The sequence below is a fragment of the Pelorhabdus rhamnosifermentans genome, from assembly GCF_018835585.1.
Classification (GTDB): domain Bacteria; phylum Bacillota; class Negativicutes; order UMGS1260; family UMGS1260; genus Pelorhabdus; species Pelorhabdus rhamnosifermentans.
The window spans coordinates 44,112-66,165 of record NZ_JAHGVE010000002.1 but is presented as its reverse complement, the minus strand read 5'-3'; the positions used below and the strand labels follow the sequence as shown (position 1 = coordinate 66,165).

General features: G+C 40.5%; 21 protein-coding genes. 4 read left to right on the top strand and 17 right to left on the bottom strand.

The window, feature by feature from the left end:
• Positions 1 to 165: 165 nt before the first annotated feature.
• The 10 genes from Ga0466249_RS03525 to Ga0466249_RS03480 all read right to left on the bottom strand — a co-directional run bounded on the left by Ga0466249_RS03525 (position 166) and on the right by Ga0466249_RS03480 (position 11,053).
• Positions 166 to 1,491, bottom strand: coding sequence for an MFS transporter (locus tag Ga0466249_RS03525; protein WP_215828058.1), 1,326 nt, complete (start codon positions 1,489 to 1,491; stop codon positions 166 to 168).
• Positions 1,492 to 1,604: 113 nt separating this feature from the next.
• Positions 1,605 to 2,966 (bottom strand): MmgE/PrpD family protein, encoded by a 1,362-nt coding sequence (locus Ga0466249_RS03520; protein WP_215828057.1) that lies wholly within the window; start codon positions 2,964 to 2,966, stop codon positions 1,605 to 1,607.
• Between the two features lie 282 nt (positions 2,967 to 3,248).
• A complete protein-coding gene (locus Ga0466249_RS03515) occupies positions 3,249 to 4,619 on the bottom strand; it encodes an MmgE/PrpD family protein (RefSeq protein ID WP_215828056.1) in 1,371 nt (456 codons plus the stop codon).
• Positions 4,620 to 4,756: 137 nt separating this feature from the next.
• The gene (locus Ga0466249_RS03510; protein ID WP_215828055.1) at positions 4,757 to 5,194 is read right to left on the bottom strand and encodes an anion permease; all 438 of its coding nucleotides are present in this window, start codon (positions 5,192 to 5,194) and stop codon (positions 4,757 to 4,759) included.
• Between the two features lie 739 nt (positions 5,195 to 5,933).
• Positions 5,934 to 6,455 (bottom strand): 2-oxoacid:acceptor oxidoreductase family protein, encoded by a 522-nt coding sequence (locus Ga0466249_RS03505; RefSeq protein WP_215828054.1) that lies wholly within the window; start codon positions 6,453 to 6,455, stop codon positions 5,934 to 5,936.
• Positions 6,456 to 6,457: 2 nt separating this feature from the next.
• Entirely contained in the window at positions 6,458 to 7,279 is an 822-nt protein-coding gene (locus tag Ga0466249_RS03500; RefSeq protein WP_215828298.1) for a 2-oxoacid:ferredoxin oxidoreductase subunit beta, read from the bottom strand.
• An 8-nt stretch (positions 7,280 to 7,287) separates the two neighbouring features.
• Entirely contained in the window at positions 7,288 to 8,433 is a 1,146-nt protein-coding gene (locus Ga0466249_RS03495; RefSeq protein ID WP_215828053.1) for a 2-oxoacid:acceptor oxidoreductase subunit alpha, read from the bottom strand.
• A gap of 15 nt (positions 8,434 to 8,448) precedes the next feature.
• Positions 8,449 to 8,631: a 4Fe-4S binding protein gene (locus Ga0466249_RS03490; protein WP_215828052.1), complete on the bottom strand. Its 183-nt coding sequence runs from the start codon at positions 8,629 to 8,631 to the stop codon at positions 8,449 to 8,451.
• A 217-nt stretch (positions 8,632 to 8,848) separates the two neighbouring features.
• Positions 8,849 to 9,802: a hydroxymethylglutaryl-CoA lyase gene (locus Ga0466249_RS03485; protein ID WP_246588424.1), complete on the bottom strand. Its 954-nt coding sequence runs from the start codon at positions 9,800 to 9,802 to the stop codon at positions 8,849 to 8,851.
• 57 nt (positions 9,803 to 9,859) lie between these two features.
• A complete protein-coding gene (locus Ga0466249_RS03480; protein ID WP_215828051.1) occupies positions 9,860 to 11,053 on the bottom strand; it encodes a CaiB/BaiF CoA transferase family protein in 1,194 nt (397 codons plus the stop codon).
• Between the two features lie 633 nt (positions 11,054 to 11,686).
• Here Ga0466249_RS03480 and Ga0466249_RS03475 point away from each other — a divergent pair.
• Positions 11,687 to 13,558, top strand: coding sequence for a sigma 54-interacting transcriptional regulator (locus Ga0466249_RS03475; protein ID WP_215828050.1), 1,872 nt, complete (start codon positions 11,687 to 11,689; stop codon positions 13,556 to 13,558).
• Between the two features lie 174 nt (positions 13,559 to 13,732).
• On the opposite strand, the gene Ga0466249_RS03470 is transcribed toward Ga0466249_RS03475, so the two are convergent.
• Positions 13,733 to 15,781, bottom strand: a complete 2,049-nt coding sequence (locus tag Ga0466249_RS03470) for an OPT family oligopeptide transporter (RefSeq protein ID WP_215828049.1) — start codon at positions 15,779 to 15,781, stop codon at positions 13,733 to 13,735.
• A gap of 671 nt (positions 15,782 to 16,452) precedes the next feature.
• Positions 16,453 to 17,016: a ferredoxin-like domain-containing protein gene (locus Ga0466249_RS03465; protein ID WP_246588423.1), complete on the bottom strand. Its 564-nt coding sequence runs from the start codon at positions 17,014 to 17,016 to the stop codon at positions 16,453 to 16,455.
• A 264-nt stretch (positions 17,017 to 17,280) separates the two neighbouring features.
• Between Ga0466249_RS03465 and Ga0466249_RS03460 the strand changes: the two genes are divergently transcribed.
• Both Ga0466249_RS03460 and Ga0466249_RS03455 read left to right on the top strand, forming a co-directional pair.
• Positions 17,281 to 17,427 carry a hypothetical protein gene (locus tag Ga0466249_RS03460; protein WP_215828048.1) on the top strand — a complete coding sequence of 49 codons (147 nt, stop codon included), beginning with the start codon at positions 17,281 to 17,283 and terminating at the stop codon, positions 17,425 to 17,427.
• A 273-nt stretch (positions 17,428 to 17,700) separates the two neighbouring features.
• Entirely contained in the window at positions 17,701 to 17,925 is a 225-nt protein-coding gene (locus Ga0466249_RS03455) for a hypothetical protein (protein ID WP_215828047.1), read from the top strand.
• Positions 17,926 to 18,020: 95 nt separating this feature from the next.
• Here Ga0466249_RS03455 and Ga0466249_RS03450 read toward each other — a convergent pair whose 3' ends face one another.
• A complete protein-coding gene (locus tag Ga0466249_RS03450) occupies positions 18,021 to 18,380 on the bottom strand; it encodes a permease (RefSeq protein WP_312889712.1) in 360 nt (119 codons plus the stop codon).
• Positions 18,381 to 18,406: 26 nt separating this feature from the next.
• Here Ga0466249_RS03450 and Ga0466249_RS03445 point away from each other — a divergent pair, with 26 nt between their 5' ends.
• Positions 18,407 to 18,748: a PadR family transcriptional regulator gene (locus tag Ga0466249_RS03445; RefSeq protein ID WP_215828045.1), complete on the top strand. Its 342-nt coding sequence runs from the start codon at positions 18,407 to 18,409 to the stop codon at positions 18,746 to 18,748.
• 134 nt (positions 18,749 to 18,882) lie between these two features.
• On the opposite strand, the gene Ga0466249_RS03440 is transcribed toward Ga0466249_RS03445, so the two are convergent.
• Genes Ga0466249_RS03440 through Ga0466249_RS03425 form a run of 4 tightly spaced genes read right to left on the bottom strand, consistent with a single transcriptional unit; the run spans position 18,883 to position 21,987 of the window.
• Positions 18,883 to 19,416 carry a pyridoxamine 5'-phosphate oxidase family protein gene (locus Ga0466249_RS03440; protein ID WP_215828044.1) on the bottom strand — a complete coding sequence of 178 codons (534 nt, stop codon included), beginning with the start codon at positions 19,414 to 19,416 and terminating at the stop codon, positions 18,883 to 18,885.
• Positions 19,416 to 20,171 carry a type 1 glutamine amidotransferase gene (locus Ga0466249_RS03435; protein ID WP_246588422.1) on the bottom strand — a complete coding sequence of 252 codons (756 nt, stop codon included), beginning with the start codon at positions 20,169 to 20,171 and terminating at the stop codon, positions 19,416 to 19,418. The genes Ga0466249_RS03440 and Ga0466249_RS03435 overlap by 1 nt, the downstream gene beginning before the upstream one ends.
• Before the next feature lie 53 nt (positions 20,172 to 20,224).
• Entirely contained in the window at positions 20,225 to 21,520 is a 1,296-nt protein-coding gene (gene nifB / locus Ga0466249_RS03430) for a nitrogenase cofactor biosynthesis protein NifB (RefSeq protein WP_246588421.1), read from the bottom strand.
• Between the two features lie 41 nt (positions 21,521 to 21,561).
• Complete coding sequence (locus tag Ga0466249_RS03425) at positions 21,562 to 21,987, bottom strand: hypothetical protein (RefSeq protein ID WP_215828043.1); 426 nt, start codon at positions 21,985 to 21,987, stop codon at positions 21,562 to 21,564.
• Positions 21,988 to 22,054 lie beyond the last annotated feature (67 nt).

Genomic DNA, 22,054 nt, shown 5'->3' with positions numbered 1-22,054 from the left:
AGCCCCTAATTTCTTAATCTATCCTTGATTTAAGATTACTAGCTGTCAAAACTTGAAACCACTTCCATTATTTTCAAATTCTTTTTTCGGTGTTGCATTTTAGGACTGAATAGACTATCGCCTATTCAGTCCAACATAGCGTACAGTAAAACTGGCCACTAACGTTTATGCTGCTCCAACATCTTCTAAAGATTTCCCCTTCGTTTCCACACCGAGAAAGAAGACCAGTGCGACGGCAATCCACATGAACAGCGCCATGGCGATAAATACACCATAATACATATGGTTTGCCATTAAATAGCCAAACAGGATCGGGCTAGTCGCCGAACTAATGCGCCCGGCACCAGTAGACCAAGCTGTGGCTGTCGCACGTACCTTTGAAGGATATAATTCAGCCGTATATACAACAGTCCCAGCACCGCCTTGTTCGCACAAATAGAAAATAACGAAGACACCGACCATAGCGTAGGCCGGATCCTTAAGCAACCCGAATAGCAAGGCTGCTACGCCACCCAGCCCATAGCCAACATAAAACAACTGCTTTCTACCGAATTTTTCAACAGTGTAAAAAGCCGTCGCCCTTGCTAAAATGGCACCAGCAGCTCCAATTAACCCAAATGTAAAAGTTTTCGCCAAACTCAAACCATATACTGTAGCTAAAATAGTCGGTATCCACATAGCAAAACCATAGTAGCCAAAATAGCCAAAGAAATAGTAACCAGCCGTCAGAAGAAATCTTTTTCTATACATTGGTGTTAAAAGAACCCCAATAGGTACCTTCTCCGCTAGTTTTTCGTCAGCCAGATTGCTAACATCCTCCTCTTTGGCACCCAGCTTGATTAACACGCGACGGGCATCTGAAGCACGCCCCTGTGTTGCAAGCCAGCGCGGTGACTCTGGTAATTTAAACCCTGCAACGATGGCAAGCAACGCAGGAATTGTACCGAGGATAAACAATATACGCCAACCATGTTCTGTTACTAAATGCAAGCTTGCAAATGCCGCAAGTAAAAGACCAAAAGGCCACAGCAGCGTTAACATGGATACGAAACGACCACGATAGCGTGCAGCTGCATATTCTGATACTAAGGCTGTAGTAACAGGAATGGCACCACCTATACACATTCCTGTAAAGAAACGAAACAATCCAAACTCAAAGGGGCTTTGACTTAACGCAGTTAATCCTGTTATCAGACCAAATCCAAGTATCGTTCCTATGAAACCAATCTTTCGCCCATAGCGGTCAGAAATAGGTCCCCAGAGCATCGCCCCTAAAAACATCCCCCAAGTACCAGCACTAGCCAGCATACCGTTAATGACCGGATTAATCTGCCACTCTTGACGAATAAGGGGCATAGCATATGACACAATATAAGTATCAAAAGAATCGAAGAGAAACCCCAGTGCCGCTATGATTAATATGTGATAATGCGTACGACTCAAAGATATTTTTTCAATGATACTGCCAACGGTATTCCCTTGTACGTTCATTTTATTCCTCCTGTATTTACATTCAGATTTTATAGGTAAATGACCTAAACAAGCTCACCTGCTAAACTGATTGTCTCCGCACATATTATAATTACATCTGGCTTCGCACTGCCTTATGAATAAAGAAGCTCCGTAAATTCATTCATTGATTGACATTCTTCAAAATGCTGAATGACATGAATGAATGCTTCCCTTGTCGGTTCAAATGCTGTATCAGCAACCATCTGAGTAAATTTTTTCTGAAGCTGTTGCCATGAAAGCGGCTTTTCCGGTTCACCTAATGCGACAGGTGCCCACTGACTTACCTTTTTTCCGTCTTCTGTTAATACTTCAACATTTACAGCAGTCCAGTTATCCGGATTTTCTACTACATATTCTTGAATTTTTTGATCGACTATCATTTCAATCCGGTCTTCAACCTTACTAATTTCACTATCATCGATACTTTTTTCTAAAACCACTTCATCTACACAACCGTATTTCAAAGCCACTGCCATAGCAAAAGGAAGACTGCACTGGGCCCCTACGATTGTTTTAGGATGAGACTTATTTAAGCGATTAACAAAAGTAGAATTTCTAATTGTGATTTTTTTTACTATAGCTGGATTCAATGCATATTCTGAACGTAATGATAATAATGCATCAATCGCACAATGGAGTCCTCTCATACATGCGTGCATTTTGAAATAGGTTTGCATGATCCCCCTATTGATTCCCAATCCATCAGTTAGGCGATTTATGTCATATTGATTCGAAAAAGCCTGAAAAAAGCCCTTATTTCCTTCTAAAATACTTTCGGGTCCCGTAAACCCCATTTGAGCCAAATCTGCTGCCTTAATCCCCGTTGATGTAGACCAACCAGGACAAAGGACCTTCCCATCAGAACCATCATTTTGATACTCAATAATGCCACCCGCATGCAAACATGCAATACCTAGTGCATCTTTTGTTTGTTCCGCATTTAATCCGTATAATTTTGCTGCAACTGCTGCTACAGCAACAGCCCCGCTTATGCCTGTAACATCAAATCCCCGCTCATGGTAAGAAGATGGATTAACAGTCGTACCAAGCCGGACAAAAACATCATAGCCCACTACAAGCGCATTAATAATATCGCGACCGCTCGCTTCTGTAATTTCACCCATTGCCAAAGCGGCCGGAACAAGAACACTACCAGGGTGCCCAAAAGAAAAACGATTCCCATCGTCTAAATCCATGGCCCGCGACATCACCGAATTGGCAAAAGCTGCTGTTTCCCGGGAGACCTTACCATAGCCGATAACAGTGGCTTCAGGTGAATTATTCCACCGTGAAGCATATTGGACAATTTTCCTGCCTTTCTCCGTATATCGGCCTCCCAACATATTTCCCATACAATCAAGTAAGCATTTTTTCGCTTGCTCCACTACTTCAGGCGATAATTTATCAAATTCTGTTTCCACAACAGAATCTGCTAGCAAGCGCACTAGTCCCACACTAATCATCCTCCTTTTTTCGATATTGCATCTGTGAAGCAACTTACATTTTATTGGAATCTGCCACCCCAACAAGCCGGTTTACCCACTATATAGAGCATGCTCTTAATGGAGGGATAAACTTGATGCCAGTTTTTTTCTACTGTTTTGCCAGTAGAGAGAATAGCAGAAAACCACCTATATTAAATAGGAAATCTTATTTTGTTTTATACAATGGAACAAAGTTTCATTAATTGGCTAAATATTATACATTAGGATAATTGTTTTTAAATAAATTTTTCTTTAACTATTATTTAAAGAAAAACTGGCAATAAAGTCGCCGATTGATTTACATCCTTCAAAGTAGGCAATTTTACGGGAAATTTCACTCCCTGAAGAGGCTAATTCCGTTTCGCCGACCAATTTATCGAACTTAGCTTGTAATTGTTCCCACGAAAGCGGCATTTCAAATTCGCCTAAAGCCAAAGGAGCCCATTTTCGCATTGTTTTACCATCGTTTGTCACTAATTCCACATCTGCCGCACCCCAATGACTAGGGTTAGCCAATTCATAATCTAAAACCTTTTGGTCCAAAACAATTCTAATCTTATCTTCGATTGCTGCAATTTCCTCATTATTCATACTCTCATGCATCGATCCCTCGCTTATATAACCATATTTTAACGCTACAGCAAGGCAAAAGGGCATACTCGTTTGTGTGCTTACCAAAGTCTTGGGATGAGGATTATTTGCTTGATTCACAAACTTACCCGCTCGAATGAGAATTTCCTTAACATTATCAGGTGTCAGATTCTGTTCTTTTCGCCATGCGACTAGCACATCAATCGCTGGATGGAGTCTTCTTACACAAGCATGTATTTTGAAATAGTTACGCAAGATCTCATAATTACTCCCCAAATCAGCTGCAAAGCCCGTTTCATCATATTCCTTGGCAAAAGCTTGAAAAAATCCTTTCTTGCCTTCCAGAATTGTTTCCGGACCTGTCATACCAAATTTCGCCAATACAGCCGCCCTAACACCATTCGCAGCTCCCCATGCAGGTGAAAGTGCCTTTCCCATTGTACCGTCTGTCACATACTCATTAAGGCTGCCAGCATGCAACGCAGCTATTCCCAACGCATTTTTAGTCTGTTCCTCGTCCATATTGTATAGCTTTGCAGCAGCAGCGGCGGCACCTATTGCACCACAAATGCCAGTAGCATCAAATCCCCTCTCGATGTAGGCTGATGGATTGATTATCTTACCGAGTCGCGCATATATTTCATAACCTACTACAATGGCATTAATTACATCGGCACCACTGGCACCAATATGCTCTCCTATTGCCAAAGCTGTAGAAACAACAACGCCGGCAGGATGTCCCATCGCTTCGCGATGACCGTCATCTAAATCAGAAACGCGGATCATAAACGCATTACAAAAAGCAGCCACTTCTTTTTGTACCTTCCCACAGCCAATCACAGTTGATTCTGGAATCCCCATAGTACCAATAGCATATCTGGCCATTTGCTTGCCTTCAGTCATATAACGACCACTAATCATTGTTCCACAACAATCAAGTACACATTTTTTGGCCTGCTTTATGACTTCCGGGGGCAATTTTTCAAATTTTTCATTCACAACATATTTTGCCAATAGCCTTACGAGACTCATTTAATTTCGCTCTCCATTCAATTATTTTGTATAATCACTTTCTGTATCTATTTATAAATTGGAATTCCAATTAACGGAAACCAAAACATACCAAAAATGACGATTAGAACCCATGATGAAGGCTGTAAAGAAAACAATTATACATAACGCGCAAATATTTTTATTGACATAATACTGTACGTAACCCGCCGACCCAGTCCAGATTCTACCAGCCCCATACCGAGTACAAATGCAGCAGCAATTAACCAAGTTTCTTTTGCGGAAAATCCTATTAAAGCACTTAAAATCCGAGTATTCGGTGTATTTTTACTACTCCAGTCTGTAGCACCCGTTAATGCCAGTAAAATGACAATTAAAAAAGCGCAAAGTCCACTTGGTAACGCATCCGTTATCCAGATAACTATCATCATGAACATAATTTCCGTTGCCGCCCATCCAGCTTTAGACAAACCTACAGGAGGAGAAGCTACATATGTCATGATGAACCAAATACAAGCCGCTAGTGTAAGCCCAGCTATTTGCAAAGTCGTAAATCCACAAAATGTTTTTCTTTTTTGTTGGCTTTGAGTGTTCAATAAGCAAACCTCCGATCTTAAAAATACAATTTCACAACTATTTACCTGATTATTTTTTTAAATTACCCCCTTTATCTAACTATCTAAAATTGTAAGACTGCAATGGCCAACTTCAGCACTTTATCCATCCTGATGTCTCTGTGTTTCATCTTATGAAACGACGTTTCACAAAATTAGGATGATATCTCACTCGTTTTAAAACTCATAAAACCCACTACTTAATCTTTATAAGTTTTCTTGCACTGCATAATGACTGAACGCTTTACAATTTTCTTTGAACTTATTCTCACTGATACAACACAGCCTTGTTTTCATTACATAAAATGATATTTTAATAAATAGCAAATTTAAAATATTTTTCTCAGATAACAATAAGTCCTAGTTTCTTTTAGCAGAACTTTGACATCATTTGACTTAATATTACATATTATTCGCTATTAATCTGATAATTCCTTCTAAAATATTATTATTTTTAAATATTATTACTTATATAATAAAAGACTGCATTTTCCGTAAATTGTATTCGTTTAGACAACGATTCAGAAAAAAGCAGCCTTACATCAATTTATCCTATTATTAACCTTTTAAAATCAGATCTTTAACAATATGTTTAATTTATTGGAATTGTATATGCTAACATAGTTAGAACCCCATTTAAGGACTAATTATTCTTAGTTATAATATAAAAAAAGTGGGAGAATCGGGGAAAGATTCTCCCGCTAAAAGTGGAACTGTTACTTTATTGCAAAGACATGCCAATCTTCAATGCCTGTGTGTTAACCTTTTCCGTTCCTTTCGGAACACGGTTTAATACGGCTTTCGTAATGGATTCTTCACTGACACATTTGGTTAACGCAACAATAGCGCCAATCGCTACGATGTTAGCAAACAATGTTTTACCAACTTCAGTCTTAGCTTTTTCGGTAATTGGAAATTCAAATATTTTTTTTGCTTTTTGAGGAATTTCCTTGACAAAACCTGTATCAACAATCAAAATACCATCTTCATCTAAATCAGAAGTATATTTATCGCAGGCTTCTTGGCTCATGGCCAACACTAAGTCTGGTTTCGTTACTTTAGGAAAATGGAGAGGTTTATCGGAAATCAAAACTTCCGACTTACTGGAACCGCCACGTGCTTCCGGCCCATAAGACTGAGACTGAATGGCATTTTTCCCATCCAAAATAGCTGCTTCAGCCAAAATAATTCCGGCAAGAATCAGACCTTGACCGCCTGTTCCTGATAAACGCATTTGCAACATACTTATTTCGCCCCTTTCTGGGCCTGTTCAATAATCAGGTCATATTGTTTGGTATACTCCGGTGCTTCTGCTTTGTGCAGCACACCAATAACAAATTTGTCAACCAGTTGCTCTGCTGCCATATTCGATGCTTGTCCTACCGTTACGGCATGCTCTTTCTGCCATTTCATCATGTTGGCTCCTGAGCCTCGTTTGTTTTGACGACCGAATCCGATGGGGCAAGCTGTAATGGCTTCAACAAGAGAAAAACCGTCATGAGCAATCGCTTCAGCAATAACATCGGACAACTGCTGAGCATGATAGGTTGTCCCACGAGCAACAAAGGTAGCTCCGGCTGCTTTGGCCAATTCCACTACATCAAAGCTGCGTTCAATAGTTCCATAAGGTGCCGTAGTTGCTTTGCTGTGAAGAGGAGTGAGCGGTGAATACTGACCGCCTGTCATGCCGTAAATAGAGTTGTTAAATAAAACAACGGTGATGTTGATATTTCTTCTTGCAGCATGGATGAAATGATTGCCGCCAATAGCTGTGGCATCGCCGTCTCCTGTCATGACAATAACGTTCAGCTTAGGATTAGCAAGTTTGATGCCTGTAGCAAAGGGAATGGCCCGGCCATGAGCAGTATGAACAGTATCAAAATCCAAGTACCCTGAGGCTCTGGAGGAACAACCGATACCTGATACAATGGCTGTGTTATCTTGACTTAATTGGAGTTTGTCAATAGCTTTGACAGCAGCGCTTGTGACAATACCATTGCCGCAGCCAGGACACCACATATGAGGCAAGTGGTTCTGGCGATAATATTTTTGTACGATTTCTTCCATATTCATGATTATTTCTCCTCCCCTGTGAGTTTGACAAGACCAGTGAGTAACTCAGCGGGAGTGATGGCCTCATTGTTATATTTCGTATAGGAAACAACGGGGATTTTCCCGTTTACGGCTTTTTGAACTTCGCCTACATATTGACCGCAGTTGAGTTCAGCAACAAGGATCTTTTTGACGCGTGTGGCAAGCTCAGCGATTTGTTTTTGGGCAAAAGGCCAAATGGTAATGGGACGGAAGAGTCCGATTTTGATGCCTTGAGAGCGCGCTTCATCAACGGCTGCATAAGCTGTACGCGCCGTACCACCGAAAGCAACAACAGCGTATTCAGCATCTTCAAGACGATATTCTTCATAGGTGACAATATCATCAAGATTGTCGGAAAGTTTTTCGTTGAGACGATCCATCTGGGCAACAGTGGCTGCAGGAGCACCGTTCGGGAAACCGCTTTCGTCATGAATCAGTCCGGTTACATGATAACGGTAGCCTGTACCAAAAGGCGGCATAGGACAAATTTTATCGTTGTCGGCACGATAAGCCTTGAAATCCTTCGACGGTTTTTCTGTCGGTTGTTTACGCATAGGCTGATGGATACTGTCATAGCTATCAGGCAGTTCAATTTTTTCACGCATATGGCCGACAATTTCGTCCATAAGCATAATAACAGGTACACGGTATTTTTCTGATAGTTCATAAGCCCGAATGGTTAAGGTAAATGTTTCGGGTACACTAGACGGCGTCAGGGCAATGACGGGATGATCGCCGTGTGTTCCCCAGCGGGCTTGCATAATGTCAGCCTGAGAGGGAGAAGTTGGCTGACCGGTAGACGGACCTACGCGCTGCACATTGGCAATGACGATAGGTACTTCAGCAATAGACGCATAACCAAGGAGTTCTTGTTTTAAGGAAAAACCAGGACCGCTTGTAGCAGTCAGTACTTTTTTACCTGCGAGAGATGCACCAATAATAACACCGATGCCGGAAATTTCATCTTCCATTTGAATAAATTTACCGCCTACTTGAGGTAAACGTTTAGCCATAAGCTCGGCAATTTCAGTTGAGGGCGTAATAGGATAACCACCAAAGAAACGAGCGCCGGCAGCAATGGCTCCTTCAGCGCAGGCCTGATTGCCTTGCATGAGGACAGTTGCCATAGATATTCACTCCTTTTATTTTTCGACAAAAATAGCATAATCAGGACATCTCAATTCACATTGTTTACAACCAATGCACGCATCCTTATTTACTATTTCTATTTTTTCAATTGCATTTACTGCTAGCACCTTTTTCGGACAAAACTCTGCACAAATGCCGCACCCTTTGCAGCGGTGGACATCAATTTTTAAACTCATCCAAATTCACCTCCTTTCATCTTTTATTTCAAAAGATAGTCAGCATAATAATTTTTCTCAGTCTGCTCAATAACAGAAATCTTACCTCAAAATTAAGACAAGACTCACAAAGACAGGTAAGTCGCGCTAGGGCTGAACTAAGCTACAATTGACTTTCGACCCTATTGGCTGTACCTGTCAGATCATGCTAATGTTTTTTTAGAATGTCAGTTCATTCTTATTTATTATTCTGATGTTTAGCTTTTTCTTTAACTAAGTCCTGACAGCGTCCCGCTTTCAAAACACAGCTTTCCGTTTGGTGTCCGACCAACTGCTGCGCTAAGCGGGCCGTTGCCATGGCTTTTTCTAAATCAATTCCTGTGTTGACACCCATTTCATGGAGCATATGAATCACATCTTCAGTAGCTACATTTCCGGACGCACCTGGAGCAAACGGACAGCCGCCCATTCCAGCGAAGGCACCGTCAAAAGTTGTAATACCCGCCTGCATGCCCGCGACAATATTAGCCAAAGCCATGCCACGAGTATTGTGGAAATGCATGACCCACCTCACCTTTGGAAAGGTTTTTACCATATAACTACCTAATTCAAATACCTGACGGGGATTAGCCATACCAGTCGTATCCGACATGGATAATTCAGTGATACCTAATTTTAAAAAGCTACGTACAACATTTTCCACTTGTTCCACTGGAACCTTACCTTGGAATGGACACCCAAACGAAGTGGAAATTGCACCCGATACTTCCATATTATTCTTAGTAGCAAAGTCAACACAGCTACCGAAGCTTTCCATCATTTCCAAAGGCTTCTTATTGAAATTATTGATACAATGAGCTTCACTGGCTGAAACAGTAAGTTTTACCTTCTTGATACCAGAAACAAAAGCACGTTCGACCCCTTTTAGATTAGGTACTAAAACGCGATATTCAACGCCATCTACCTTTTCCATGGCCTGTACCAATTTATCTGTACCTGCCATCGATGGCACAGCTTTGGGATGAACAAATGAACCAACTTCGATAACCTTTATACCCGATTCAACTGCCGCATTCAGCAGTTGCAGTTTTTCTTCTACGCTAAATATTCTTTTTTCATTTTGCAAACCATCGCGCAAACCAACTTCGCAAATAGTGACCTTATCCGGCCATACCATGTTTGCTTTTTCCATGTTAGCCCCATCCCTTCATTACAAAAATCTCCTTAAATTCAGCCATTATTTAAGATGCTAAATGATTCCCTTTTCTTTCAAAGCATCCATTTCAGCCGCATCTAACCCAAGCATTTCTTGATATATTTCTTGGTTATGTGCTCCCATCTCCGGCCCAATCCATTTAATCTCGCCTGGTGTTGCACTGAGTTTAGGAACGATACCAGGCATTTTCAAGGTGCCAAAATCAGGGTGTTCCACTTGAATAATATCTTCACGTGCAGCATAATGCGGATCCTCAAAAATATCCTCCATGCCATAAACCAAGCTAACGGGTGCTCCAGCTTCATCTAAGATTGACTTTATTTCCTTATAATCATTCTTGCTCATCCAATCAATGACGATTTCCTCAACAAGCTTATTATTTTTAACACGGGCTCCATTGGTGTTAAAGCGGTTATCCTCTAGCAAGTCACTTCTGCCAATGCCCTTCGCGAAATATTCAAAAGTCCGGTCGGTACTGCACACCAACACCACCCATTTGCCATCTTTGCTTTTAAATGTGCCAGATGGACTAGCCGAGCCACTGATACTTGGTCTTCTTTCAGTATTTTTGCCTGTTTTATCATAAAGGGCAACGGCCCCTTCCAACATGCGGAAAATACTTTCATAGAGGCTTAAATCCACTTCCTGGCCAGCTCCGTTGTTCATATCCCGATGATAAATGCAAACCATAGCAGCATAGGCACTATAAAGACCAGCAAGATAATCGCACAGCGAAATAGGCGGATTTACAGGAGGCCTGTCAGGGTACCCAGTCATATAGGTTAAACCGGAAAAAGCGGTGGCAGGCGTACCAAATCCAGCTAGGTGAGCATTGGGACCCGTTTGACCATAACCAGTAACACGGATAACAATAATTTTTGGATTTGCCTTTTTTAGTGTCTCGTAATCTAGCCCCCATTTGTCGAAAGTACCCGTCCGAAAGTTTTCAATAATAATATCACTTTTTTCAACTAGTTTAAGAAAAATATTCTTGCCTTCCTCTTTTCTAAGGTCAAGCGTAATACTCTTCTTATTTCTGGCGAATGTCGCCCAACGCAACGATTTGCCTTCATATAGCGGCCCCATATTACGGCCAGAATCTCCCTTTCCAGGCATTTCTACCTTAATAACATCCGCACCAAAGTCACCAAGCAAAGCGGCTCCGAAAGGTCCTGCTATTACAGTAGAAGTATCAAGCACGCGAATACCATTTAATGCACCGGACATAACTATCACTCCTTAATATTGGATATAGTAAGACAATGTAACAACCATGAATTTAGGACACTCATCGTATCGACTTATTCGAGTAGTTGTACTTGCCGTTTTTCAATACGACACTATTTATTGCAATTTTCATGCCATAATTAATTATATTTTTAAAAAAATTTAATTTAATCGGACTTCCCCTGACATTATTGAGTTTCGTGTATTATACAATGTAATATAGATATAATTTTACGAGTGCAGGGAATCATATATATATATAAATTGCAAATAATTGTTGCTTTTTGTCTTATTATGATGCGAAACGTCGTATATAGATGCAAATCATTAAATATCAGCGGGTAATTTTTTTGTATGGCAGACCATTAAACACCAACTAAATCCCAAATTATAAGAATAACTCCAGTTTTAAATTGCCACAACAGATATAAGCGACCTGTCAGTATAAAATTGTATCTTAAAGTAAAAAACTTCTGGGATTTCCCCCAGAAGCTTTTTACTTTAAGAACATCTATTCTTATTTAAAATCGCGTTTACGCACCATTTGAGAACTTGACTGTAAATCAATCCTTTGATACAATTGTTGCGAATATTTATTTTATATTGTTGCATTTTATTGCGGAGTGATGCTAAATGTCAAAAATACTTTTTTTAATTCCCGATGATACTATGATGCCTTACGCGCAGGATGCGCTCGCCTCAAACTACCCTCATATTGAAGTATCCATGACAAATCCACGTGAAGCAGTTAAATTAGTCCAGGAACGCGCCGCCCAAGGAATCGAGATCGTTGCAGCCCGCCCTGTAACTGCAACGGTACTTAAAGAAGCCCATTTAAATATCTCGATTGTAACAATCCCTATCACCAGTTTTGACATTATTCGTGCCATAAATGAAGCTAAAGTACAGGGGAAAACAATCGCAGTTGTCGCTCATGCGAAAATGGTTTTGGGAATTGATTTTCTTGCCAAAGAACTCGGCGTCCAAATACGACATTATAGTATGCGTCACGGCCAAGATTATGAAAAGTCAATATTAAAGGCTGTTGCGGATGGGGCCGAAGTAATTCTGGGAGGTGCCCTGTCTATAACCGAAGCTAAGCGCCATAATATCCCCTGTTCCTTGATAAAAATAGGCAGTGAAAGCCTCTTGCAGGCCGCACAAGAGGCCATGCAAATTCAAGAAGCCTTAGAAATCGAATCAGCAAAACGTGGTTTTTTGAGTACCATTTTAGATTACACGCATGATGGAATCATAACGGTTGACCGAAACCATCATATTACCGCCTTTAATCCCATCGCCCAAAAGCTCACGAGAGTGAATAAAATTAATGCCTTGGGACAAGCGATTGAGAAAATCCTCCCACAATTTGATTTAAAAAGAACGATTCAGGAAGGACAAGCTTCTCCTCACAATATCATTAATGTGAATGACAATAAAGTAATGTACAATAGTGTACCGATTATGATAAATGGTAAATCATTTGGTGCTGTCATTACCCTCCATGAATTCAAACAAATTCAAAAAATGGAAGCAATGATACGCAAAGAAATTTACGCCCGCGGCCATATTGCTAAGTTTAATTTCCAGGATATTATTGGAAAAAGTTCTGCTATCATAGAAACAATTGCCACAGCCAAAGATTTTGCAGCAACTAATTCCAGTGTATTAATTTTGGGAGAAACAGGCACAGGCAAAGAAGTATTTGCGCAAAGCATTCACAATGCTAGCCAGCGTTCTAACGGCCCCTTCGTTGCCATAAATTGCGCCTCCCTACCGGCACAACTGCTTGAAAGTGAATTATTTGGTTATGTAGGCGGTGCGTTCACCGGAGCTAATAAAGAAGGGAAACCGGGACTTTTTGAAGTCGCTCACGGCGGTACAATTTTTTTGGATGAGCTTGCAGAAATGGATTATGTCAATCAAGGAAGATTATTGCGCGTCCTCCAAGAAAAATCAGTTGTACGATTGGGCAGCTTTAGAGTTATCCCTGTTGATGTCCGTCTCATCGCAGCTACAAATAAAGATTTGGAATCGTTAGTTATGGAGAAGAAATTTCGTGATGATTTATATTACCGCCTGAATGTACTAAGATTAGAACTTCCTTCGCTCAAAGATCGAAAAATGGATATTCGTCTATATGCAAAAGTATTTTTGCATGAATTCGCAGCTGCATCCGGTAAAAACTTTAAGCTAACTCATGATGCATTGCAGTTTCTTGACAACTATCCCTGGCCTGGTAATATTCGCGAGTGCCGGAATCTCATGGAAAGGCTTTCCGCAACAGCTAAAACAGATGTAATAAACAAAGCGCTATTGACAAAAATGCTTAAATATAAACAGCAGAAAGCTCGCGCGCGCTCCCCAAAAGAAGAGCGATTAATCCGAGAAATAAGAAAGGCATTGGACGATGCCAACGGAAATTACACTGCGGCCGCAGAAATATTAAAAATAAACCGTACGACTCTTTATCGGAGAATGCAAAGACTTAACATCGAATACTGAGTATATCTTAGTATAAATAAGTGACTTAACGGTACAAATGACGTTAACTGACTGCAGCATATAATTATTGCAAGCTGCCTTTCCAGTTCAGCAAGAAATAAAATAGAATCTTAATTGAAAAAAGGACTTGGCCCAATTGCCAAGTCCTCCGTTTTATCTTCATATAGATAAAAATCATTGTTGATTCGTTTCGAATTTTGCACTAATAACGCGATAAACAAAGATGGTAATCAGTGCAATGAATACAATCAATCCGAGCCAATCGGCCGTAGGGCTAAATTCCTTGCCTACAATTGCCAGCGGTGAGTCGCTGCCGCCGCTTGTTACTGAAAATACGATTATGATGGCAATGATAACCCCCATTAAACTTTCGCCAACAATCAGCCCAGACGCAAACAGTACACCATGGCGATTGCAATTTTCGACATCCTCTTTAATGTTTTTTGGACTCCGCTGCATCGCTCGATTATGCAGATATTGATACACAAAGTAACTCATAACAGCACCTATGACAAGCGGCATTTCCAACGTAGGCGGCAAATAAATACCCATACCTACAGCTAAAGGGGGCAGGCAATAGCTTGCTGAGTTTCTTTTCAATAACAAATCTGCAATAATAATCACAATTCCAACACCTATGCCAAAAAGAATATAATTCCAATCCAAATTATGACTGAAAATTCCTTTGGCTATCGTAGTCATCAAGGTTGCCTGCGGTGCAGACAAAACTTGACTTTCATCCATCCCTGAGCGTGGCATAGCACCGGCAAAACCATACGCTTCATATAATAAATTTAACACGGGTGCAATAGCGAAGGCTCCGATAATACTGCCCAACAATAGGGACACCTGCTGCTTCCATGGCGTAGCACCGACGAGATAACCCGTCTTTAAATCTTGCATATTATCATTCGAAATAGCAGCAATACTGACAATAACACTCGTCATAAATATAGCTAAGGCAATAGCAAATTTACTACCTATTTCCGTGTCAAACAGACTGACTGCTGTACCGATTCCCAATACGGCAAGAGATGATATAATAATTCCCAAAATACCGATCCCTGAAATAGGGCTGGCCGATGTACCGATTAATCCGGCCATATAACCGCAAGCAGCAGCCACAAAAAATCCCATGCAGATAGCGATGGTAACGCCTACAATAACAAAAATCAATGTGACACCTGCTGACAGGCTCGCATCCGCAATAAAGGAATAAAATGTTCCCAATAAACCAATAACAATAACACCCAAAATCATCGCTGTCGCTTTAGGAGACAGATCTGTATCCATGCGGTGCAAACTCTTCCCCGCTACCGAACGACTCATGGATTGTATAGAAATACGCATGCCATCTATGATAGGTTTTACTAACGTAATCAGCGTCCATATTGCGGCAATACCAATCGCGCCAGCACCTATGAGCCTCACCTTTTGTGCCCATACGGCAGAAGCAAACGCACTGGCGCTCTGCCCAGCTGCCGGTGACAGCATAGATGTGAGATATGGCACAAATACACCCCATGACAAAATAGTACCCACTAACATTGCCATACCACTGGCAATACCAATTAAGTAGCCAGCTCCAAGCAGAGCAGAAGAAAAACCGATAGGCAGCTGGGAAGTAATTTTGCCAGAGGTGAACCAATAACTCACTCCCGATGATATAACTTGAAAACCATTCGCACATAAACCGATAACAGCTGAAACGATACCGCCAGCCATAATATCTTTCATGCCGTTCTCTTTGGCTCCGACAGCATTGCCGCTACCTACTTTCAAGATTTCTGCAGCTGCCAGACCTTCAGGATAAGGCAAATCACTATTGACAATCATGGCACGGCGCAATGGAATAGTAAACAGCACGCCGAGGCTGCCACCACAAGCACAAATCATCAGAGTCTGCCAGAAAGGAAATCCCTGCCAATAACCAATCATCAGTAACCCAGGAATAATAAATATAACTGCGGAAAGAGTACCTGCTGCTGATGCCTGTGTCTGAACCATATTATTTTCTAAGACATTGGAATCTTTAAACATCTTCAAAATTGCCATAGAAATAACCGCTGCAGGAATAGACGACGAGAACGTGAGTCCTACTTTTAAGCCCAAATAAACATTCGATGCCGTAAAAATGATCGTAATTAACATTCCCAGCAGCATTCCCCGAAAAGTAAGTTCAGGTATTTGTATTTCGTGACTCATAAAATCTACTTGTTTCATATGTATGCTTGCTCCTCACATAATAAGTTTTTACCTCTCTTTAAGATTACTAGATTGACAACACCTTTCCTGACAATTTTTTTAAGTCCCCCCAATCTCTATTACTGCATGATCATATGAACTCCGTCTGGAATATCAACAGTAATCTGAATATTTCTAAAAAACCACTTTGGTATAATATTCCATGTCTTTATTGAAAATCCTCCATCATTTCATGTAAACATATAGTTTTACGTAAAAATTCCCCCCCTTATAAATAATTTGTCTAAACCAAAGCCTAAACTGCTTTCATTATATGCATCAATCCTATCATTAATGTTTTGATGTACGTTTCGCGAATTAGCGATGTCAATTGAGTAATACGCATTAGCTCGTGCTAATGATAAGTTAATTTGACGTAAAAGGGCTAGAACTCTGTGTTTTCATGAGTTCTAGCCCTTTTTTAGTCTTTAATTTTGAACACCAAGTCGCCTTCTCCCTATATCTAATTCCACCAAACATTTATTTACAATATAATACTAGCCAATCTATACACATTGAGCACTATTGATGGATAATTTCATACCGATTTACACCATTGCCTTTTATAATATCCTTGGTTTGCCTGAATGAAAAAGTTGAATTTGCTCCAGCAACAAAACCATCCCACCATCTTTGGTAAAAAGATTTCATTATTCTACAATCCACACCCGTTCGTTTCCAATTGGATTCCTGCAACCAGGCACTATTCTCCCAGATAACTTTCTGTGTGAGCCGGCACTGCCACCGACGTAAACAGTCCATCCAACATCACTGCCTATCACGCCAATATCTTTGATAATGGCTTCTGAACATGAATTAGCGCAGCCGGAAACACCCATTTTCATTCTTGATGGCATTTCTTTTTTTATATACCTTCTGTCCAGCTCCAATCCTAGCTTCACACTATCCTGTTTGCCACGTTTACAAAAAGTAACCCCGGGGCATATTTTGACACTACGAACACAATTAGCATACCCCAATGCTGCCTGCATATCTAAATCCTGCCAGATATTTTCAATATCTTCTGCTTTTAATCCAGTAATCATAATACGCTGCGCCGATGTCAACTTCAAAATCCCGCCATATTTTCGAGCTACTTGTGCATATTTCTCCATCATCTCTGGCTTTATAAATCCACCTGGCAAATGAGGCGTAATAGCATACGTTCGCTTTCCATCTCGGATTTTTTGCAGATTGGCTCCTTTAGGTAACATTTTACATCCTCCTGATTTTTTCCGCCTTGTACTTACTTCAATTTTATCTACTAAATGAAATTTATGATGTGATCAGTATCACATTATAGTAATTTTTTATCATACTAACAATATTTAAACACAAGTCGCTCCTAGTATTAGCCTGCTATTAGTTATTTATAATCAATGACTTCTTATTCATACCACAACAGACATTTGGCGGTTAACATAAACGTCACCGCCGCTCAATATAATCCGTATAATAAACTGTAAGGTGGTGATAGTTTGATCATTAAGTTTAATGAACAAAGATTTATCAATGAAGTCAAAAAAATGGTTCAACCATTGGGATTAAGTAAAAGTCAGGTTGAAGAAGTCGTATCTCATGCCTTGGAGGCTGTCCATAGGGCAAGTACCCCCGTAAGGGATTAAACATCTGGCTGTCCCGCTCAGGACAGCCTCTTTTTTTAGAGATTTTCTGATCCTACTGAACAAGTCTCGATTGTGGCGTTTCGTAATAAGCACGCAATTACCGCAAACAACCCATAATCAACCGTATTTCTCCATCGAAGCATCTGGCAGCTTACGTGATTGCACGGGAATGAGCACGATTTTCCGAGCGTGCAACATGGAATTCACCTTTTTGTAGTAAAACGATGAATTTTGTCGAATAATAAGTTAGTGCCCAGGTGGAAAGGGTATATTATGGACAAAATTGCTGCGGAAATATCAAAAGAAATTTTGCTGGCACTGATAAACAATCACAATCTCAGTAGCCTAGAAGGTAGCAATGAATCAGATGATGTAAAAATTAACAATGTTATGAAAGCCTATACTTCAATCTTTGAGACAATTAGCAATTGCATTAAAAGAGACCCGAAAACAGAAGCAAATCCCGTGTATGAAACGAAAAGGACGTTGTCTTTTTAAACATCGTAATAACTGGTTAATCCTGGGCACTCTTAATCTTTATAAATTTCCACTCACCCCGTCCTGTTCTTCAGCATTTGAGAGCTCACATCTTTTTACAATATTTTGGGATTTTCATAAAGCATTTCTTTTTCAGAGGTTGAAATTGATTTATCTACAATAAATGCCATTAGTATAATTACCGGAACATCAATAAGATACCGGACAATCATAAATTTCCACCCCATAACGGATGCTTCAAATAGTGATATTGGTATTTTTGTAGCAGACCATGCCCCTATGAAAATTAATACATTAGAGAATTTGCTGCCTTTTTTCATTAATACTCCAACAAAAGGAAATGCAACATATAATGGCCCTGCTGCAATAGAACCTAATAAAAAGGCAGTGAATATACCTAGGAATTTAGAATTTTCACCTAGGAATTTTATCATTGTCTCTTTTTCTACCCATATATCAAGAAGAAAGGACCTATTATATTATGCCTATTAAAAAAGCTCAAAAACACCGGCATTTGCCAGCTTTTATTCTTTTAACCTTAGCCCAAAAGTCTGCACACGGAGGTGCTATATATAATTCTCTTATAAAAAACATTCCTGATTTTCACTGTGATACTGCTGCTGTATATCGTACACTTAAACAACTTGAAGAAGAAAAGGCTGTGTCATTTTCATGGGATACAACTCATTCAGGACCAGCAAGAAAAATTTATAAGATTACCCCTATAGGCTTAAATGAACTTGAAAATTGGAAGAAAGATATGGAGGGAAGAATAATAAAGTTAAATTATTTTCTAAATACATATAATAGTTTAACTTTATAGTATTAGAAGTACCATTCCATTTTTTCAATTTCCCCGTCAGCGGATAGAATTCGTCAAGAGCAATTAAGTCCCAATCCCATAAACAATAAAGGGATTGGGACTTTTTTATGGCCGGAACATATTTCTTCTCAACCTTACCGTGTTTCCAAATTTAGTAATTTACCACATTCCACCAAGTTTTCTTTGGCCGTCATTTCCTGCGGCGTGACCCTATAAACCGAAACGGCATTGCCATCAAGTGAAGAGCGATACTTATTAATGAAAGTGCCTGTTAAAGGCTGACTGTAATAACCCGGCATATATTTACCAAGCAATTTTTGAAGAACGGCTGCAGCCTCTTCCGAATCCGCCACTTTTTCCGCCTCGCCAAAAAGCATGACGCTCAAGTATGACGTATCGGCATGACAGGGCACCGGATCAGTCACTGTACCGTATTCTTCATATACGGTGAAACAAACCGAGGGTTTTTGAGAAAGAATCGTCTCCTTTTTACCAGAACTCAGGCCATGAAAATAGATCGAACCGCCGTGCCATACATAGTTCACCGGAAGCGTATACGGAAGATCCTCACTCACCATACCAAGCACACCCGTTCTTGCCCGCAAAAGAAAAGCCTCGATTTTTCCCTGATCCTGGCAGTTTCTCTGGGTATAACGAATCTGATTCATCAAAGAACATCCTCTCTGTACATTTTCTCCAGTCGCGTAAGAAACAATTCCATCCATTGATTGTTTTGTTCGATATATTCAGGATGCGCAAGCAGTTCTTCCGACGTCTGCACATAAGCGTCTGGAATCATTTCTTCCCCGCAGTTTTCTACGAGGTCTTTAATAATAGCTGATGTGTTTTCCAGATGAAATTGAAAACCAAATACTCTCTTTTTATAAATAAAGGCCTGATGCTTACAGGCATCGTTTTCCGCTATGCACTCTGCATCTTCGGGCAAAACACTGAACGTGTCTCCATGCCACTCGAATACGACGGGCTGCTCAGGGAAAAACGCAAACAAAGATGTTGATCGGACTTTCTCGCTCAATCGAACAGGAAACCAGCCAATTTCCTTACAAGGATTCTGAGTCACTTTTCCGCCTATCACATCGGCAATCAATTGACCACCGAGACATAAGCCGATGATAACTTTACCAGCTGCAATAGCTTCCCTGATAAACACCTTTTCATCGGCAAGCCATGGATAATTTTCTTCCTCATAAATATTCATGGGCCCCCCCATAACCACAAGCCAATCGAAATCCTGCTGCTTGGGAAGAGTATCCTGTTCATACAATTGCGTATGTGTTATAACATGACCGTTTTCCCTAGCCCATATTAGAATGCTTCCGGGATTTTCAAATGGAACATGTTGTAAATAGTGGAGTCTCATCTCTTTTTTCTGTCCTTTCATAACTAATTTTAATCTGTTCATTTTCTCAATGACTCAAGAACCTGCTACATCTTTTGCCGACCTCTCACCACACCCTAGATGACATCTAATGCAGCACTCGGGTCCGCCTCATGACGTAATTGATGAAAAACATGAAATAAGCCTTCTTCAACGCTGGCACAAGATTCTACAGCAGAGATTCCCTGTTCCCTTAACCGCTGCTGCGCCTCATAACCAATCCGCATGGTCAATACGGCATCACAGTCTGTGATCCCCTGAATCACAGCATCCTTGATTTCTTCCGTCTCATCACAGTTTACCCTGCCCAGGCAATATTTTGAGGTAGCCCGCGTCTCAATAAACCGAATATCCACGCCATCCGTTTCATAAATATGAAACTCTTCGGCATGACCATAATGCAGATCCACTAGTTGCTTATGTTTGGAGGTCACAGCTACTTTATAGAACCTGGCCCGGAATTTACATTTCTTGACCGTATCCGCTTTGACATGACGGAACTTATACGATTGATCTTCTGACAAAAGTCCGATGGCATCCGCCCGGCATTGCTGACAGTGACGCATTTGGGAAATGTCTGTCTGGCACAAATCCCGCAGGGCATTCACTTCTTTCATACTGGTTTGCGGGAAGTTCTGGAATACACTGCCCGGCGCCGGAATAAGCGGCATAATATTTGTCATTAGAGCCCCCAGGTTCTTTACTTTTTTTACTACTTCCGGTATATGTTCAACATTAATATCCTTAATCATAACAATATTGACTTTTACCAGAATGCCATGATCAACTAAAATATTAATTCCCTCCATCTGGTTGTGAATTAAGATTTCAGCCGCATTTTCTCCCACATAATACTTACCCCGATAATGGATATGATGATAGATTTTTGCTCCTATGGCAGGTTCCAAACAGTTTACAGTAACTGTTACATGCTTAATACCCAAGTCAATAATATCCTGGCCATAATGAGGAAGCATCAAACCATTCGTGGATAAGCAAAATATCATATCCGGCGATTCAGCCTTAATTAACTTGATACTTCTTTTTACAACATCCCAATTCGCCAAGGCATCACCAGGACCAGCAATCCCGACAACACTCAAATGAGGCATTTCTTCTTTTACCCGGATAAACTTTGTCAGACTTATTTCAGGTGTCAATACTTCACTTGTCACACCAGGACGGCTTTCATTCACACAGTCATATTTTCGATGGCAATAGTTACAGCTAATATTGCAAACCGGCGCCACAGGCAAATGCATTCTGGCAAACTGGTGATGGGCATCCAATGAATAGCAGGGATGCCTGGCAGTCATTTTTGCTAATTCTTCCGACATAAGAAATGCGGCATTCTTAGAACAGGCATTTTCCATTTTTCATTCAACCCCTTTACGTACTATTGTCCATCCATGTTCTAGAAACGAAACGCACCCCTCACAGATGCAATTTTTACCGGATCAAATAATTGCCGAATTTCACGACACATTGAGAGAACCCGATGTGAGTCCGTTGGCTCAGGAATCCCGTGATGATAATTTTCCAGTGAGCAGATACCAAATATTAAGTCAAGTGATCTTATTTCTGCATTTAACGCCGGAGAAACATCAACAATTTCTTCCACAGCGTTCATGAGGCAGACATAATTGTGATTCATCGGTTCTGTATCGTATAACTCACATAAGGCAACCAAATAACGTTCAAGAGCAACGGAAGCGACATTGAACACTACACTGGAACATTGTCCTTCATCTAAAAACTGCTCGGCCCTGTTATGGTACGCCTGCGCACTCCGGTAATCTTCTTCAAAGTCTTCTATCCTTTCAAGATCGATTTCATCCATTGTTTCATCCTCTTTTTAATATTGATTCTGCCAGAACCTGAAAATCATCAGGAACTGGCAGAATCGA